This is a genomic window from Agromyces sp. Marseille-P2726, from assembly GCF_902809835.1.
GTDB lineage: Bacteria > Actinomycetota > Actinomycetes > Actinomycetales > Microbacteriaceae > Agromyces.
The window spans coordinates 158,455-172,979 of record NZ_CADDWM010000011.1; the positions used below are offsets into that span (position 1 = coordinate 158,455).

Genomic DNA, 14,525 nt, shown 5'->3' on the forward strand with positions numbered 1-14,525 from the left:
CTCAGCCTCCGATCTTGCTCGTCGAGCACGGGATCTCGCGCGGCGGATTGAGCGTGAACACCTCGACGACCGCCGAGACGCCCGCGTTGTTCGCGCCCGCGACCATGATCTGCACCGAGGTCGGGTGGCTCAGGAGACGCACGTTGTCGGGGTCATCGGTACCGCTCGCGGTATCGGGCATCGCGTCGGGGTGCGCGGCGGGCAGGCGCCAGCGCGACTTGTGCGACAGCGCGTCCTTGCCGACGGCGGCGAGCGCCGAACGACGGCGCGTCGCGTGCTCGAACACGAAGTTCCGCAGGTCGTCCTTGCTCCATCCGGCGTTCGCGAACAGCTCGGCGTGCTCGGGAACGAGCACGAGCAGCGCACTGGTGTACTCGTGGATGAGCGCCCCCGTGCGGCAGATCGTGTCGACGAAGTCGAGTGCGAGCTGCTCGGGCTCCATGCTGTGCCTGGCCTCGATGTGGATGACCGAGCGGATCACGAACGTGGTCACGACGTTGTCGGTCGCCTCGTAGCCGAACTCGGTGTGCAGCGGCGGCCAGGGGCTCTGCTCCTCGTTCTCGCCGATCACCGAGGTGTACTTGGCCGGCGTGCCCTGGGTGGCCTGGTCGAGCTTGTGCGGGTGCAGGCCGAACACGTTGATGCATCCGAGGCGGATGGCGCGGCCGATCGTCGCATTGGCCCGGAACCCGGAGCCGAAGATGTTGCCCCGGCTGTTGATCTCGAGCTCCTCGCGCACCGGGCCGTTGACCACGAGGAAGGGCGCGGTGCCGGTGGTCGACTGCCAGATGCCGCGGCGAGGATGGGGCTCCTTGGCGATGCCCTCCCAGGCCGCGATGACGACCGGGAAGTACTCGGGCTTGCATCCGGCCATGGCCGCGTTGATCGCTGCGAGCCGCACGGTCATGTGCCGGTTCAGGTGCGTGATCGTGAAGAGGATCTCATTCGGGTCGCGGTCGACGACGGCGAGGAACTCTGCGAGGTACGACTCGGTCACCGGGACGACCGGCAGGCCGTCGGTCCATTCCTGGTTCCAGTAGTGGTCGAGCGCAGCAAGCAGGTGCTCCTCGTCGACGGCCGGCGCCGTCGAGTTGTCGATGGTGATGGTCATGTTCATTCCTCCACGCCGAGAATTCGCAGCAGTTCGGGCAGCGCGGTCTGCGCTCGGTCCTTGATCTCTTCGGACGACAGGCTCGCCACGGGGTGCTTGACGGCGTAGAAGTCGAAGCCGGGGAAGCCCATCACCCGCGCCATCGCCTCGCCCGACGGCAGGAACGAGTCCGAGGTGATGGATGCGGTCGGGATGCCACGGCGCTCGAGCAGGATGCCGTCGGCCACCGAGGCCGCGCTGCACGAGCCGCAGTCGCCGACGGCGGTGATCACGAAGTCGACCTCGTCGGCGATGCGGTCGAGAAGCTCGTCCTTGGCCGGGGTGCCGAAGTAGTCCTTCGTGTACAGCTTCGACTCGCCCGCGCCGTAGTGGCGCTGGAGCAGCCGGCCGATCTCCTCGAGGAGGAGGGTCGCGTTCGGTTTCGTGTTGTCGAGCAGCCCGATCGTGAGGCCCTTGAGGCTCACCGGGCGCGGGGACAGCGTGCTGTCCTGTGCCCCCTCTTCCATCCCGGTGGGATCGAGGAGAAGCTCTGTCATCGCCATTTCATGCCCTTCTTCGCGCTCTGCTGAATCGGCGTCGACACTCTCTCACGCAGAAAAAGGAGGGCCCCACCGCGCTTTCATCCTGCGGAAGGGATCCTCACCCGAGCCGATCGGAGCGTGCAGGATGGCTCTGTGCCGATCACCACCAGAGGACCCAGTGCCGTGCCCTCCCGCGATCAAGCGACGATTCCCCCGACGATGCGAGCCGCCGTGCTCCGCGGCGACGAGCCCCGGCTCGAGGTGCTCGAGGTCGCCACTCCCACGCCGCGTGCGGGCGAAGCCCTCCTCGAGGTGATCTCGTGCGGCGTCTGCCACACCGACCTGCACGTCATCAAGGGAGAAGTCAGGTTCCCGCGGCCCGCCGTGCTCGGCCACGAGGTGAGCGGCCGCATCGTCGCGATCGGCGAGGGCACCGAAGAGACGCGCGGCCTGCAGCCGGGCGATGTCGTTGCGGCGGGCTTCATCATGCCCTGCGAACGCTGCGACCAGTGCGCACGCGGTCGCGACGACCTCTGCGTCGAGTTCTTCGCGCAGAACCGCCTGCGGGGAACGCTCTACGACGGGGAGAGCCGGCTGGCGATGCCCGACGGTTCGTTCCTCGCCATGTACTCGATGGGCGGACTCGCGGAGTACGCCGTCGTGCCGCTCTCGGCGCTCACCGCCCTGCCCGACGGCCTCGATCCCGAGCTCGCGTGCATCCTCGGCTGCTCCGGGCTCACCTCGTACGGCGCGGTGTTCCGGGCCGGCGAGGTCGCACAGGGCGACTCCGTCGCCATCGTGGGCGTGGGCGGGATCGGCTCGAGCCTGATCCCGATGTCCCGATCGGCCGGAGCCACCACGATCGTCGCCGTCGACGTGGCCGACGAGAAGCTCGAGCGGGCGCGCGAACTCGGCGCGACGCACACCGTGAACGCCCGGGAGACCGATCCCGTCGCGGCCGTCCGGGAGGCGACCGGGGGCGTGCGCGTCGCGTTCGAGGCGCTCGGACATCCCACCACCTTCGCGCAGGCGGTGGGCATGCTCGATGACGGCGGCCGCATGGTGGCCATCGGCATCGCCGCGGGCTCCGCGACGGCCGACGTGGAGATCACGCCGCTGGTGCGCCGTGGTCACCACATCGTCGGATCGTTCGGCGGACGCACGCGAACGGACCTGCCGGAGGTCGCCGCCCTCGCCGCCGCGGGGGCGTTCGACGTGTCGTCGCTCGTGACCCGGCGGTTCGACCTCGACGACGCCGATGCGGCGTACCAAGCCCTCGCGCGCGGCGAGATCACCGGACGCGCCGTCATCGTGACGGGCGCGGCAACGAAGGAGTTCGGATGACAGACACCCCCACCGCCCCGGCGACCGTGGAGACCACCATCCACGACGTCGGCGACATCCTCGGCGCCAAGTTCGGCCCGTCGGACTGGCGAGCGATCCCCCAGGAGGACATCGACCTCTACGCGCAACTGTCGGGCGACGACAACCCGATCCACGTCGACGCCGAGCGCGCCGCGCAGTCGCCGTACGGCGGGCGAATCGCGCACGGCATGCTGACGCTGAGCATGATCGTGCCGCACCTCCGGCAGATCTACCGGGTCACCGGCACCCGCACGGGCATCGTCTACGGCTTCAACAAGATCCGGTTCCCGCAGCCGGTGCCGTCGGGCGCCCGCATCCGGGTGTCGGGTGAGGTCGTCGGGGTCACCGACCTCGGCGACGGATGGCAGGTCGAGCTCGCCCTCGTCTGGGAGGTCGAGGGCGCCGTCAAGCCCGCCGTCGTGGCGGAACTCGTCCTGAGGCACTACCGATGAGCGGCGTGCGCCTCGACGGCCGCGTCGCGATCGTGACGGGCGCGGGCCGCAGCCTGGGCAGGGCGTACGCGATCGCCCTCGCTGCGGCGGGCGCCGCCGTCGTCGTCAACGACATCGACCAGGCGAGCGCCGACGAGACCGTCGATGCGATCACGACCGCGGGCGGCCGGGCCGTGTCGTCGGTCGGGCCGGTCGGCCCGACCGAGACGGCCGACCAGCTCGTGACCGCCGCCGTCGACGCCTTCGGCCGACTCGACGTGCTCGTGGCCAACGCGGGCGTGCTTCGCGACCGGGTGCTCTGGAAGATGAGCGACGACGACTTCGACGCCGTGATCGGCACCCATCTCCGCGGCACGTTCACCTGCGGCCGGGCCGCCGCCAGGTTCCTGCGCGAGCAGGGCGAGGGCGGCCGTCTGATCCTCATCGGATCGCCCGCCGGACAGTTCGGCAGCTTCGGCCAGACGAACTACGCCGCGGCCAAGGCCGGTCTGGTGGCCATGGCCCGCACCTGGTCGCTCGAACTCGCCCGTGACGGGATCACCGCGAACACCGTCATCCCGACCGCCCTGTCGCCGATGACCGCGACGATCCCCGAATACGCCGAGCACTATCGGCGGTTCGTCGAGGGCGAGCCGATCCCCCGCGACCTCCGGCGCGACCGTGCCCTCGGCAGCCCCGAGGACGTCGCGCCGCTCGTCGTCTGGCTCGCGAGCGGCGAGTCGCAGGAGGTCACCGGCCAGGCCATCGGGATCGGCGGGGACCGACTCGCCCTGTACTCGCATCCGGCGGTGCTCGACGTCGAGTACGCCGAGGGCGGCTGGGGCGCAGACGGCATCGATGCGGCCTGGCGCGCTCGCTTCGCGCCCCAGGCGCAGCTGTCAGGACCCCCCAGCCGGAAGGGAGCAGACGAATGACCGGCCCCCACTACAGCGACGTCTGGCGCGGGATCGCCGAGCGGGAGCCCGCCCGAACGGCTGTCGCCACCCGGCACGCCACCTGGAGCTACGGCCAGTTGGCGGCCGAGGCCGACGCCGTCGCCCGCTTCCTCGTCGAGCGAGGCCTGGCCCCTCTCGACGCGGCGGCGCTGCTGCTCTACAACCTGCCGGAGTACCTGTCGATCAACTGGGGATGCCTCGCGACGGGCGTGGCACCGGTCGCCATCAACTATCGCTATCGCGCAGGCGAGGTTCGCGACCTGCTCCTCGACTCCGACTCGAAGGTGCTCTTCGCCCCGACCTCGCTCGGGGCGATCGCCGCCGAGGCGGCGACGGGGCTCGAGATCGAGCTCGTCACGATCGACGACGGGGGCGAGCCCGTGCGCGGCGCGACCCGCTACGAGGACCTCGTGGCCGCCGGCGGCCATCTGCCGCCGATCGCACCGAGGGGGGCCGACATGCGCATCTACACCGGCGGCACGACCGGCTCTCCGAAGGCGGTCGTGTGGGAGCTCGACACGCTGCTCGAAGCCCGCAGGCAGTCGACGTGGGGCATCATCGGGGTCACGCCCCCCGAGACCGTCGAGGGCGCCGTCGAGATCGCGACCAGTCCCGCGACCCCGCGGGTGACCACGCTCCCCCTCAGCCCGATGCTGCACGGGACCGCGTCGTCGACGACGATGGGCACCCTCGCCATCGGCGGCACCGTGGTGTTGCACGCGAGCCCCAGGATGGACATCGACGAGGCCTACCGCCTCGCGATGGAGCACCGGGCCACACGGCTCATCGTGGCCGGCGACGCGCTCGCGCTCCCGCTCGTGGAACGGGCCGAACGCGGCGAGGGCCTCCCGTACGTGACCTCGATCCTGAGCTCGGGCATGCGGTTCAGCGACGACGTGAAGCGACGGCTGCACACGGTCGGCGACCTCTCGATCGTCGACATGCTCGCGTCGAGCGAGGGCGGACCGTACGCGTTCGGCATCACGAAGGGCGTCGACGACCTCCCCGCCCGGCTCGTGCTCCAACCCGGCGCGGTGCTGCTCGACGACGAGCACCGCGAGATCACCCTGGAGGCGGGCGCCCTGGGCCGCCTGGCCTTCCGCGGCATCCTGCCCAAGGGCTACTACGGCGACCCCGAGAAGACGGCGTCGGCCTTCCCGACGATCCGCGGGCACCGGTACGTGATCCCCGGCGACTGGGCTCGTTCCAACGGCGACGGCACGATCGAGCTGCTGGGCCGGCTGAGCGCGGTCGTCAACACCGGTGGTGAGAAGGTCTTCCCCGCCGAGGTCGAGAATGCCCTGCTGGAGCATCCGGCGGTCGACGACGCCGTCGTGTTCGGCCTGCCCGACCGGCGGTTCGGCGAGGTGGTCTGCGCGATGGTCGCGCCGGCCGAGGGCGCCGAGGTCGACGTCGAGGCGCTGCAGGCGTTCGTGGGCGAACGGCTCGCCGGGTACAAGAAGCCGCGGCACATCCTCGTGCGTCAGAGCCTCGAGCGCACCCTGACCGGCAAGGTCGAGCTGGCACGCGTGAAGGAGGACGCGCTCAGCGAGCTCGCCCGGCAGACGGAGGCGGTCGGATGACCCCGGCGCAGCCGAGCCTCGACCTCGACGCACTCACCGCGGTCGACGTGCACGTGCATGTGCAGGTCGACAGCACCGGACGACGGGCGTCCCCATCCGCACTGACGGAGGCGCTCGCGAAGTACTTCAAGAGCTCCGAGGAGCCGCGCACGGTCGACCAGACCGCCGAGTACTACCGCGAGCGCGGCATGGGCGCGGTGGTGTTCACGGTCGACGCGACGACGAACCTCGGCCACGCACCGAACAGCATCGACGAGCTCATCGAGGGAGCGCTGCGCAACGGCGACGTGCTGATCCCGTTCGGCAGCGTCGATCCGCTGCAGGGACCGGCCGCCGTCGACGAGGCGCGGCGGCAGGCGGCGCTCGGGGCGCGGGGCTTCAAGTTCCACCCGTCGGTGCAGGCGTTCGATCCCTCGTCACCCGATCACGTCCCCCTGTGGTCCGCGATCGAGGAGCTCGGACTGCCCGTCGTCGTGCACACGGGACAGACGGGGGCCGGCGCGCAGCTCCCGGGCGGATGGGGCTTCCGGCTCTCGCTGTCGAACCCGATGCTGCTCGACGACGTCGCGGCGCGGCATCCCGACCTGCAGATCGTGATGGCGCACCCGAGCGTGCCTTGGCAGGACGAGGCGATCGCCGTAGCGACCCACAAGGGCAACGTCTGGATCGACCTCTCGGGCTGGTCGGCGAAGTACTTCCCGCCCGCACTGGTCCGCGCGGCACGCACGTTCCTGAAGCACAAGGTGCTCTTCGGCACCGACCTGCCTGCACTGACTCCCGACCGGTGGCTGCGCGACTTCGAACTGCTGGAGTACGACGACGACGTGCGCGAGCTGATCCTGAAGCGCAACGCCGCCCGATTGCTGGGCCTGGAATGAGCACCGCGCCGCCCACCGATCTGCTCGGGTACTGGGATGAGCTGCTCACCGACGTCGAACGCGAGAAGCTGCGGTCGCTGCGCGCCCTTCTCGAGGAACGCGCGAGACCGCATCTCGCCGAGTGGTGGGAGGCGGCCGAGTCACCCGCTCACCTGCGCCAGGAGCTCGCCGCCCTGCGCCTCGAGGACGACCCGGCGCTGCTGGGCGACGATGGGCGCCCGAGCCCGTTCTACATCGGGTTCAAGCACTTCGAGTTCGCCCGCTTCGACCTGTCGATCGGCACCGTCTACGGCGGGCAGGTCGGCATGTTCCGAACGGTGGTGCGCGAGGGCGGCTCACCCGAGCAGGTGGCGGCGCTCGACGAACGCATCGCCAGGTTCGAGTACACCGGATGTTTCGCGCTCACCGAGCCCGATCACGGCTCCGACATCGCGCTCGGGCTCGCGACCACCGCCACGCGCGACGGCGACTCCTGGACGATCACCGGACGCAAGCGCTGGATCGGCAACGCGGCGATCTCCGACGTGATCCTCGTGATCGCGAAGGATGCCGCGGACGGCCGCGCGAAGGCGTTCCTCGTGCCGCGCGAAGCGCCCGGCGTGTCACTCACCGAGATCCGCGGCAAGATCGCCGCGCGCATGGTCCGGAACGCCGACATCGTCCTCGACGGGGTGCGGGTCGATGAATCGCAGCGCCTGCAGCGCATCGACTCGTTCCGCGACGTGTCGGCGATCCTCGCGCAACTGCGCTTCGTGATCGGCTGGAACGCCGCGGGCCTGCAGACCGGCGCCTACGAGGCGGCGCTGCGGTACGCCCTGGCACGGGAGCAGTTCGGGCGACCGATCGCCGGCTTCCAGCTGATGCAGGAGAAGCTGACACGGATGCTCGGCAACGCCACAGCCACCCTCGCACTCGCGGTGCGCCTCACCGAGCTCAAGGCGCGCGGCGAGCTCACCGAGGTGCACGCCGCACTCGCGAAGACGTGGGCGGCAGACCGCACCCGCGAGACGGTCGCGCTCGGGCGTGAGATCGGCGGGGCGGAGGGGGGGCGGGTCGAGACCGATCTGGCCCGCTTCTTCGGGGATGCCGAGGCCGGCTACACGTTCGAGGGCACCCACGAGATGAACTCGCTCATCGTGGGCCGGGCGATCACGGGGCTCAGCGCGTTCACTCGCTGAGCCCCGTGCCCGGCGTCTGCCGGCTTCAGCGGTGAAGCACGCCGCCGCGCATGTTCCGCCCGTCGAGCAGGTCGACGTAGCCCTGGTTGATGTCGTCGAGGTCGTAGGTCGCGGACACGAGTTCGTCGAGCTTCAACTGCCCCGCTCGGTACATGGCGTACTGGCGCGGGATGTCGGCCCGCGGGTTGCTGCCCCCGTAGATGCCGCCCATGATGCGCTTCTGATAGCGCGTGAGATCGAGCGGCGAGATCGGGATGCTCTGCTCGCTCTCGGGCGTGATGCCGGTCACGACCACCGTGCCGGCCTTGCGGATCGAGTAGAACGCGTCCGCGACATCCTGACCCGATACGACGCCGATCGTCACGATCGTCTTGTCGGCGCCCTGGCCGTTGGTGATGGACTTGACGAACTCGGTGGCCTCCGCGATCGTCTCGAAGGTGTGCGTGGCGCCGACCTCGAGGGCCTTCGTGCGCTTGAGCTCCACGGGGTCCACGGCGATGATCGTCGTCGCGCCGGCATGCTTCGCCCCCTGTACCGCGTGCACGCCGACCCCGCCGACACCCATCACGATGATGGCGTCGCCGGGGCGCGTCTCGGCGAGGTAGACGGCGGAGCCCCATCCTGTTCCGACCCCGCAGCCCAGCAGCCAGGTCTTCTCGAGGTCGGCGTCGGCCGGCAGCTTCACCGCGGAGTCGACCGACACGACGGTGCGCTCCGCGAAGGTGCCGAGCCCGCACATCTGCCCGACAGGGGTGCCGTCGGGCAGGGTGAATCGGTAGCTGTCGAGGTCGTCGAATCGGCTGCCGCGCATGAGGTAGGCGCCGAGGTCGCAGAGGTTCTGCATGCCCTCGGCGCACCAGCGGCACTTGCCGCAACTCGAGATGAACGAGAACACGATCTTCTCGCCGACCTCCCACCCCGGCGTGTTGGGTCCCACCGCCTCGACGATCCCCGTGCCCTCGTGGCCTCCGACCATCGGAAGGTGGTGCGGCACGCTGTCGCCAGTGAGCAGGTGGTAGTCGGAATGACAGAGTCCGCTGGCGACCATCTTCACGAGGATCTCGCCCTGGCGCGGGTCATCGAGTTCGATGTCGACGATCTCGAACCCATCGGTCGGTTGCTGTCGGATGATGGCCGCTCGGGTCTTCACTGGCACTGAGATTCTCCTTCGAATTTGTACCGCAGAGCGTACATTTTGAACGCATTGTGCGAAGATCAGTCTAGACAGCAGGCGGCGGTTGTGAAACCATCGCCAGCGCAGAACAAGCGTCGACTGCAGCGCGAACACGTCACTGCAGCACCGAACAACGCGTCAACTGGCAATGGAGGCAGTCATGGCAATCACCCTCACCCGTCCGGCTCTCGGGGCCGTCGCGGCCCTCATGGCCGTCGGCCTCGTCGCATGCGCCGGGCAGCCGGCGTCACCCGGCGAGAACGCATCCGACGGCGCCGCACGTTCGTCCGAACCGCAGGCCCTCGTCGCGGGCGTCATCCCGGTCACCGACATCGGCCCCGTCTACATGGCGCAGCAGAACGGCCTGTTCGACGACGCGGGCTTCGACCTGACGCTGCAGAAGGCCGGCTCGTCGACCGAGATCATCCAGGCCATGCAGTCGGGTCAGGTGCAGATCGGCTACGGCGGCACCACGGGCGTCTTCCAGGCGGTCGAGGGTGGCGTCGACCTCGTCATCATCGCTGCCGCCAGCTCGACCCCCGAGGACCCCGACAACGGCATCAACGACCTGCTCGTGACGGCTGACAGCCCCCTCGAGTCCGCGAAGGACCTCGAGGGCAAGAAGGTCGCGGTGAACGCGCCCGGCGGATACACCCAGCTCCTCTCCGACATCGCTGTCAAGGCCGATGGCGGCGACCCGACCAAGGTGCAGTACGTGCAGATGGGCGTCCCCGACCAGCCGGCCGCGCTCGAGAGCGGCGCGATCGACTCGTTCGTCGCGGGCGAGCCGTTCGGCACGCTCGGTCGCGAGGAGAAGGGCTTCCGCACGCTCGCGAACCCGTTCGAGTACCTCTCCGACCACGCTGTCGTGGCCGGTGTCTGGTACGCACTCCGGTCGGAGGTCGAGGCGAACCCCGAGATGTACGCGCAGGTCGCCGAGACCATCGACGCTGCGAACACGTACGCTCTCGAGAACGACGCGGAGCTTCGCGAGAACATCGCGGAGTTCACCGGCATCGACCCGGCCCTCGCCGAGCGGATCCGGCTCGGCACCTACGGCAAGTACGAGCTCAGCATCGAGAACGTGCAGCCGATCGCCGACTGGTCGCTGGAGCTCGGATACATCACGAAGCCCGTCGACCTCGAGAACCTCATCTGGGAGCCGTGAACGATCGGATGACCCGGCCCGCCGCGGGCCCCGCAACCGGGGTCCGCGGCGACTCGGCCGATCCCGACGCACGCACCACCTCGAACCGGAGCACGCGCATGGCCACCATCGCCTCAGCCCGCCCCACGGGCTCACGCCGGGCGACCTTCGCCCGCAAGGGATGGTCGACCCCGGTGCTGGGCGCCGTCGGCGTCCTGGCCATCATCGCGATCTGGGAGCTCAGTTCCCGACTCGGCCTCGTCGATCCCAGCTACCTCCCGCCGTTCTCGACGGTCATCGTCGAGGTGGTCGACCTCCTCGTCGGGCAGCGCAGCGGAGAGTTCTGGGCGGCGCTCGGCATGACCATGTACGGCTGGAGCGTCGGGCTCGTTATCTCGCTGGCGCTCGGCATCGTCATCGGCGTGCTCATCGGCTCCAACCGGTGGGTCCGCGAGTACACCAACTCGACGATCGAGTTCCTCCGTCCCATCCCGTCGGTCGGTCTCATCCCGATCGCCATCGTCATCTTCGGCGTGCGACCCGCCGCCACGATCGCCGTCGTCGTCTGGGCGTGCTTCTGGGTCATCCTGATCCACGTCATCGCCGGCGTCGCCGATGTCGACCCTGTCGCCGACGCGACCGCGCGCAGCTACGGCCTCAAGTCCTTCCGACGAGCCGGACACGTCGTCTGGCCCACCGTCCTGCCCTACCTCATGACGGGCCTGCGCCTGTGCGGCACGATCGCCCTCGTCGTGGCGATCACGATCGAGATCGTCGTGCAGGCCCCAGGCATCGGCGCCATGATCGCGACCTACCAATCCGCCGCCAACGTCACGGTCGTCTACGCACTCGCGTTGCTGACCGGCGTGCTCGGCCTCGCGATCAACCTGCTCATGCGGCTCCTCGAGAACTCGGTGCTCGCGTGGCACCCGTCCGTTCGGGCGGAGGTGGAGAAGTGAAGGCGCTGAAGGCCCTGTCGGCGGCGCTCGCCCTGCCGATCCTGATCGTGATCGTCTGGTGGCTCGGCACGATGAACGAGACGAACCCGTTCGTGCCGAAGCCCGGGCAGATGCTGAACGACCTCTTCACGGTCTGGGTCGGCCCCCTTATGGCTGAGCAGGTCGTTCCCTCCCTGTACCGGCTCGGGGTCGGCCTGGGCGCCGCGATCATCGTCGGCATCACGCTCGGGCTCCTCATCGGCGCAAGCCGCCTCGCCCGCGCACTCACTGGCCCGGCGTTCGAGTTCATCCGCGCCGTGCCGCCCCCCGTGCTGCTGCCGGTGCTGCTGCTCATCCTCGGCATCGACGACCGGTCGAAGATCTTCCTCATCTTCCTCGGATGCCTCTGGCCCATCCTCCTCAACACGATCGACGGGGTGCGATCGGTCGATTCGGTGCTCGCCGACACCACGAGCACTTACGGGATGCAGGGCTGGGCCCGGTTCCGGTGGTTCGTCTTCCCGGCGGCGCTCCCCCGCATCATGACCGGCATCCGCCTGGCCCTGCCCATCGCAATCATCCTCATGGTCGTGTCGGAGATGTACGCCGCGCTCGACGGGCTCGGCTACCGGATCATGCTGTTCAAGCAGACCTTCCAGATGGGTCCGATGTGGGCGGGAATCCTCATCATCGGCCTCATCGGTATCCTCATGGCCGGGCTGTTCCGGCTCGTAGAACGACGGGTGCTGGCCTGGTACTACGGTCAACGAGAGATGGAGAAGCAGTGAGCACGGATGTCACGGGCACGACACCCAAGGGCGAGGTTCTGCTGTCGGTGCAGGGCGTACAGAAGGTCTACTCGACGCCGACCGGTCCGGTCGAAGCGGTCCGCGACCTCACGTTCGACCTCGGGAAGGGCGAGTTCGCCTGCCTGGTCGGGCCGTCCGGCTCGGGCAAGACCACGCTCCTCAAGGTGATCTCAGGTCTCATGCCGGCCACGTCTGGGCGCGTCGTACTCGACGGCAAGACCATCGACGGGCCGCCGCGGGGCATGGCGCTCGTGTTCCAGGAGTACGGCCGCTCGCTGTACCCGTGGATGCGCGTCGCGGAGAACGTCGTTCTCCCCCTCCGGGCCGCCGGCGTGCCCAAGGCCGAGCGCCGGGCACGCGTCGACGAGGCCCTCGAGCAGGTCGGACTCGCGCACGTGCCGAAGTCCTACCCGTGGCAGCTCTCGGGCGGCATGCAGCAACGCGTGGCGATCGCCCGCGCCATCGCCTACCGCCCCGAGGTCCTGCTCATGGACGAGCCGTTCGCCGCGGTCGACGCGCAGACCCGCGCCGACCTGGAGGACCTGGTGCGCAAGGTCTGGAAGGAGCTCGGCATCACCGTGCTCTTCGTGACCCACGACATCGACGAATCGGTGTACCTCGGCGAGCGCGTCATCATCCTGTCGTCATCGCCGACGATCATCCTCGAGGACCTGCGCATCGACCTTCCAGCCGAGCGCGACCAGCTCGAGACACGATCGATGCCCGAATTCGTCGAGCAGCGCCACCACGTGTACGAGCAGATCCAGAAGGCCAAGCGCGGATACAACGCCGACACCGCGAGCATGTCGGCCGTCGCGGCATCCGGCGTCTGATCCGTCGCGGCACCAACGCAGGAAACGAGGCCCCACCGTCGCGTCGCCCGACAGGCGGGATGGGCCTCGTTTCCTGCGTTACCGCGCGGCCGTGACGGCGTCAACGCCAGATCGACTTCGTCTCCTGGAAGTTGCCGATCGCCTCAGGGCCGAACTCGCGGCCGAGGCCCGACTCCTTGTACCCGCCGTAGGGGTGGTTGAGGTCGGGCCGGTATCCGTTGAGCCCGATCGAGCCCGTGCGGATGCGGCGCGCCACCGGGAGGACCTCGTCGGGGTCGCCGTAGACGGCTCCGGCGAGCCCGTATCGGGAGTTGTTCGCGATCTCGATGGCCTGCTCGACCTCGTCGTACGGCAGGATCGTGACGACCGGTCCGAACACCTCCTCCTGCGCGATGAGGCTGTCGGGCGACACGCCGTCGACGATGGTGGGTGCCACGAAGTACCCGACGTCGGGCAGTGGCGTGTCTCCGGCGAGGATCGTCGCGCCCTGCACCCGCGCCGTCTCGACCAGGCCCGTGACGCGATCGTGGATGCGCTTCGACACGAGCGGCCCGAGCTCGGTGGCCTCGTCGTCGGGATCGCCCACGCGCAGGTCGCGCGCGAGGTCGACGAGCCGATCGCGCACGGTGCCGTACAGGCTGCGCGGCACCACGACGCGGGAGAGCAGCGCGCAGGTCTGGCCCGTGTTGTCGAACGAGGCGTTACGCAGGCTCGCGAACATCTCGTCGAGGTCGGCCGACTCCAACACGATCGCAGCCGACTTGCCGCCCAGCTCGAGGGTGACGGGGATCAGCCGCGCGCCTGCGGCGGAGGCGATCTGCTTGCCCGCCTCGGCAGAGCCGGTGAAGCTCACCTTGTCGATGCCGGGGTGCGCGACGAGCGCGCGCCCGGTGTCGCGGCCGCCCGGGACGATGTTGATCACGCCGGGCGGCATCCCGATGGCTGCACTCGCCTCGGCGAACTGGAACGCATCGAGCGGGGTCTCTTCTGCCGGCTTGATGACGACGGTGCAGCCCGCCGCGAGCGCGGGCGCGAGCTTGAGGGTCGTCGATGCCTGGGGCTGGTTCCAGGGCACGATGAGTGCGGCGACGCCGAGCGGCTCCTTGCGGATGATCGAGGTGCCCTCGCGGCGCACGTTCGGCCGCACCTCCTCCTCGTCGTAGTCCTTCGCGATGTTCGCGTAGTAGCGCACGTGATTGACGGGGATGACCTGACCCCAGGGCCGCGAGAGCCGCACCGGCTGGCCGATCTCGTCGGTGATGAGACCGGATGTCTCCGCGCCGCGGCGTTCCATCTCGTCGGCGAGCTTGAACATCCACTCCGCTCGCTCGGCGAACGTCATCCGCGCCCACGGGCCGTGGTCGAAGGCCTCGCGCGCCGCACGCACGGCGACATCCACGTCGTGGGCGGACGCGTCGGGTGTGCGGCCGACTTCGCTGAGGTCGAAGGGGTTCTCCACCACGAGCTGGTTGCTCGTGACGGGATCGACCCACTCGCCGCCCGCGAAGATGCGGTCGCGTTGCACCGACGTCGTCGTCATCGCCGTTCCTTCCTCTGCCGCGCGTCAGCGGCGTTCGTGTTCTCGTACCGTTCCGGATGAG

At 69.5% G+C, this 14,525-nt stretch carries 14 protein-coding genes; 10 read left to right on the top strand and 4 right to left on the bottom strand.

Annotated features, from left to right (window positions below):
• Nucleotide 1: 1 nt before the first annotated feature.
• Entirely contained in the window at nt 2-1,111 is a 1,110-nt protein-coding gene (locus HUS56_RS05130; RefSeq protein WP_173922311.1) for a hypothetical protein, read from the bottom strand.
• A gap of 2 nt (nt 1,112-1,113) precedes the next feature.
• Nucleotides 1,114-1,647: a UGSC family (seleno)protein gene (locus HUS56_RS05135; RefSeq protein WP_173922312.1), complete on the bottom strand. Its 534-nt coding sequence runs from the start codon at nt 1,645-1,647 to the stop codon at nt 1,114-1,116.
• 204 nt (nt 1,648-1,851) lie between these two features.
• Here HUS56_RS05135 and HUS56_RS05140 point away from each other — a divergent pair, with 204 nt between their 5' ends.
• The 6 genes from HUS56_RS05140 to HUS56_RS05165 are packed head-to-tail and all read left to right on the top strand — an operon-like array spanning nt 1,852 to nt 8,023.
• Nucleotides 1,852-2,976, top strand: coding sequence for a zinc-binding dehydrogenase (locus HUS56_RS05140; protein ID WP_173922313.1), 1,125 nt, complete (start codon nt 1,852-1,854; stop codon nt 2,974-2,976).
• On the top strand, nt 2,973-3,449 hold the full coding sequence (locus HUS56_RS05145) for a MaoC family dehydratase (protein WP_173922314.1): 477 nt from the start codon (nt 2,973-2,975) through the stop codon (nt 3,447-3,449). Before HUS56_RS05140 ends, HUS56_RS05145 begins: the two co-directional genes overlap by 4 nt.
• Nucleotides 3,450-3,454: 5 nt before the next feature.
• The gene (locus HUS56_RS05150) at nt 3,455-4,363 is read left to right on the top strand and encodes an SDR family oxidoreductase (protein ID WP_173922542.1); all 909 of its coding nucleotides are present in this window, start codon (nt 3,455-3,457) and stop codon (nt 4,361-4,363) included.
• Nucleotides 4,360-5,967: an AMP-binding protein gene (locus HUS56_RS05155; RefSeq protein WP_173922315.1), complete on the top strand. Its 1,608-nt coding sequence runs from the start codon at nt 4,360-4,362 to the stop codon at nt 5,965-5,967. Before HUS56_RS05150 ends, HUS56_RS05155 begins: the two co-directional genes overlap by 4 nt.
• Nucleotides 5,964-6,845 (top strand): amidohydrolase family protein, encoded by an 882-nt coding sequence (locus HUS56_RS05160; RefSeq protein WP_173922316.1) that lies wholly within the window; start codon nt 5,964-5,966, stop codon nt 6,843-6,845. Before HUS56_RS05155 ends, HUS56_RS05160 begins: the two co-directional genes overlap by 4 nt.
• A complete protein-coding gene (locus tag HUS56_RS05165; RefSeq protein WP_173922317.1) occupies nt 6,842-8,023 on the top strand; it encodes an acyl-CoA dehydrogenase family protein in 1,182 nt (393 codons plus the stop codon). The genes HUS56_RS05160 and HUS56_RS05165 overlap by 4 nt, the downstream gene beginning before the upstream one ends.
• 25 nt (nt 8,024-8,048) lie before the next feature.
• On the opposite strand, the gene HUS56_RS05170 is transcribed toward HUS56_RS05165, so the two are convergent.
• Entirely contained in the window at nt 8,049-9,179 is a 1,131-nt protein-coding gene (locus tag HUS56_RS05170) for an NDMA-dependent alcohol dehydrogenase (RefSeq protein ID WP_217423936.1), read from the bottom strand.
• Between the two features lie 178 nt (nt 9,180-9,357).
• On the opposite strand from HUS56_RS05170, the gene HUS56_RS05175 reads away from it, so the two are divergent.
• Genes HUS56_RS05175 through HUS56_RS05190 form a run of 4 tightly spaced genes read left to right on the top strand, consistent with a single transcriptional unit; the run spans nt 9,358 to nt 12,924 of the window.
• Entirely contained in the window at nt 9,358-10,365 is a 1,008-nt protein-coding gene (locus HUS56_RS05175; protein ID WP_173922318.1) for an ABC transporter substrate-binding protein, read from the top strand.
• An 8-nt stretch (nt 10,366-10,373) separates the two neighbouring features.
• Nucleotides 10,374-11,303 (top strand): ABC transporter permease, encoded by a 930-nt coding sequence (locus HUS56_RS05180; RefSeq protein ID WP_254431302.1) that lies wholly within the window; start codon nt 10,374-10,376, stop codon nt 11,301-11,303.
• Nucleotides 11,300-12,070: an ABC transporter permease gene (locus HUS56_RS05185; RefSeq protein WP_173922319.1), complete on the top strand. Its 771-nt coding sequence runs from the start codon at nt 11,300-11,302 to the stop codon at nt 12,068-12,070. The genes HUS56_RS05180 and HUS56_RS05185 overlap by 4 nt, the downstream gene beginning before the upstream one ends.
• A complete protein-coding gene (locus tag HUS56_RS05190) occupies nt 12,067-12,924 on the top strand; it encodes an ABC transporter ATP-binding protein (RefSeq protein ID WP_254431303.1) in 858 nt (285 codons plus the stop codon). The genes HUS56_RS05185 and HUS56_RS05190 overlap by 4 nt, the downstream gene beginning before the upstream one ends.
• A gap of 100 nt (nt 12,925-13,024) precedes the next feature.
• Here the strand turns inward: HUS56_RS05190 and HUS56_RS05195 are convergent, their stop codons facing one another.
• Nucleotides 13,025-14,464 carry an aldehyde dehydrogenase gene (locus tag HUS56_RS05195; RefSeq protein ID WP_173922320.1) on the bottom strand — a complete coding sequence of 480 codons (1,440 nt, stop codon included), beginning with the start codon at nt 14,462-14,464 and terminating at the stop codon, nt 13,025-13,027.
• Nucleotides 14,465-14,525: the final 61 nt, after the last annotated feature.

Coding starts and splice junctions, on each gene's coding strand:
- HUS56_RS05130 (WP_173922311.1), bottom strand. CDS start 1,111: ATGACCATCACCATCGACAACTCGACGGCGCCGGCCGTCGACGAGGAG.
- HUS56_RS05135 (WP_173922312.1), bottom strand. CDS start 1,647: ATGACAGAGCTTCTCCTCGATCCCACCGGGATGGAAGAGGGGGCACAG.
- HUS56_RS05140 (WP_173922313.1), top strand. CDS start 1,852: ATGCGAGCCGCCGTGCTCCGCGGCGACGAGCCCCGGCTCGAGGTGCTC.
- HUS56_RS05145 (WP_173922314.1), top strand. CDS start 2,973: ATGACAGACACCCCCACCGCCCCGGCGACCGTGGAGACCACCATCCAC.
- HUS56_RS05155 (WP_173922315.1), top strand. CDS start 4,360: ATGACCGGCCCCCACTACAGCGACGTCTGGCGCGGGATCGCCGAGCGG.
- HUS56_RS05160 (WP_173922316.1), top strand. CDS start 5,964: ATGACCCCGGCGCAGCCGAGCCTCGACCTCGACGCACTCACCGCGGTC.
- HUS56_RS05165 (WP_173922317.1), top strand. CDS start 6,842: ATGAGCACCGCGCCGCCCACCGATCTGCTCGGGTACTGGGATGAGCTG.
- HUS56_RS05175 (WP_173922318.1), top strand. CDS start 9,358: ATGGCAATCACCCTCACCCGTCCGGCTCTCGGGGCCGTCGCGGCCCTC.
- HUS56_RS05180 (WP_254431302.1), top strand. CDS start 10,374: ATGACCCGGCCCGCCGCGGGCCCCGCAACCGGGGTCCGCGGCGACTCG.
- HUS56_RS05195 (WP_173922320.1), bottom strand. CDS start 14,464: ATGACGACGACGTCGGTGCAACGCGACCGCATCTTCGCGGGCGGCGAG.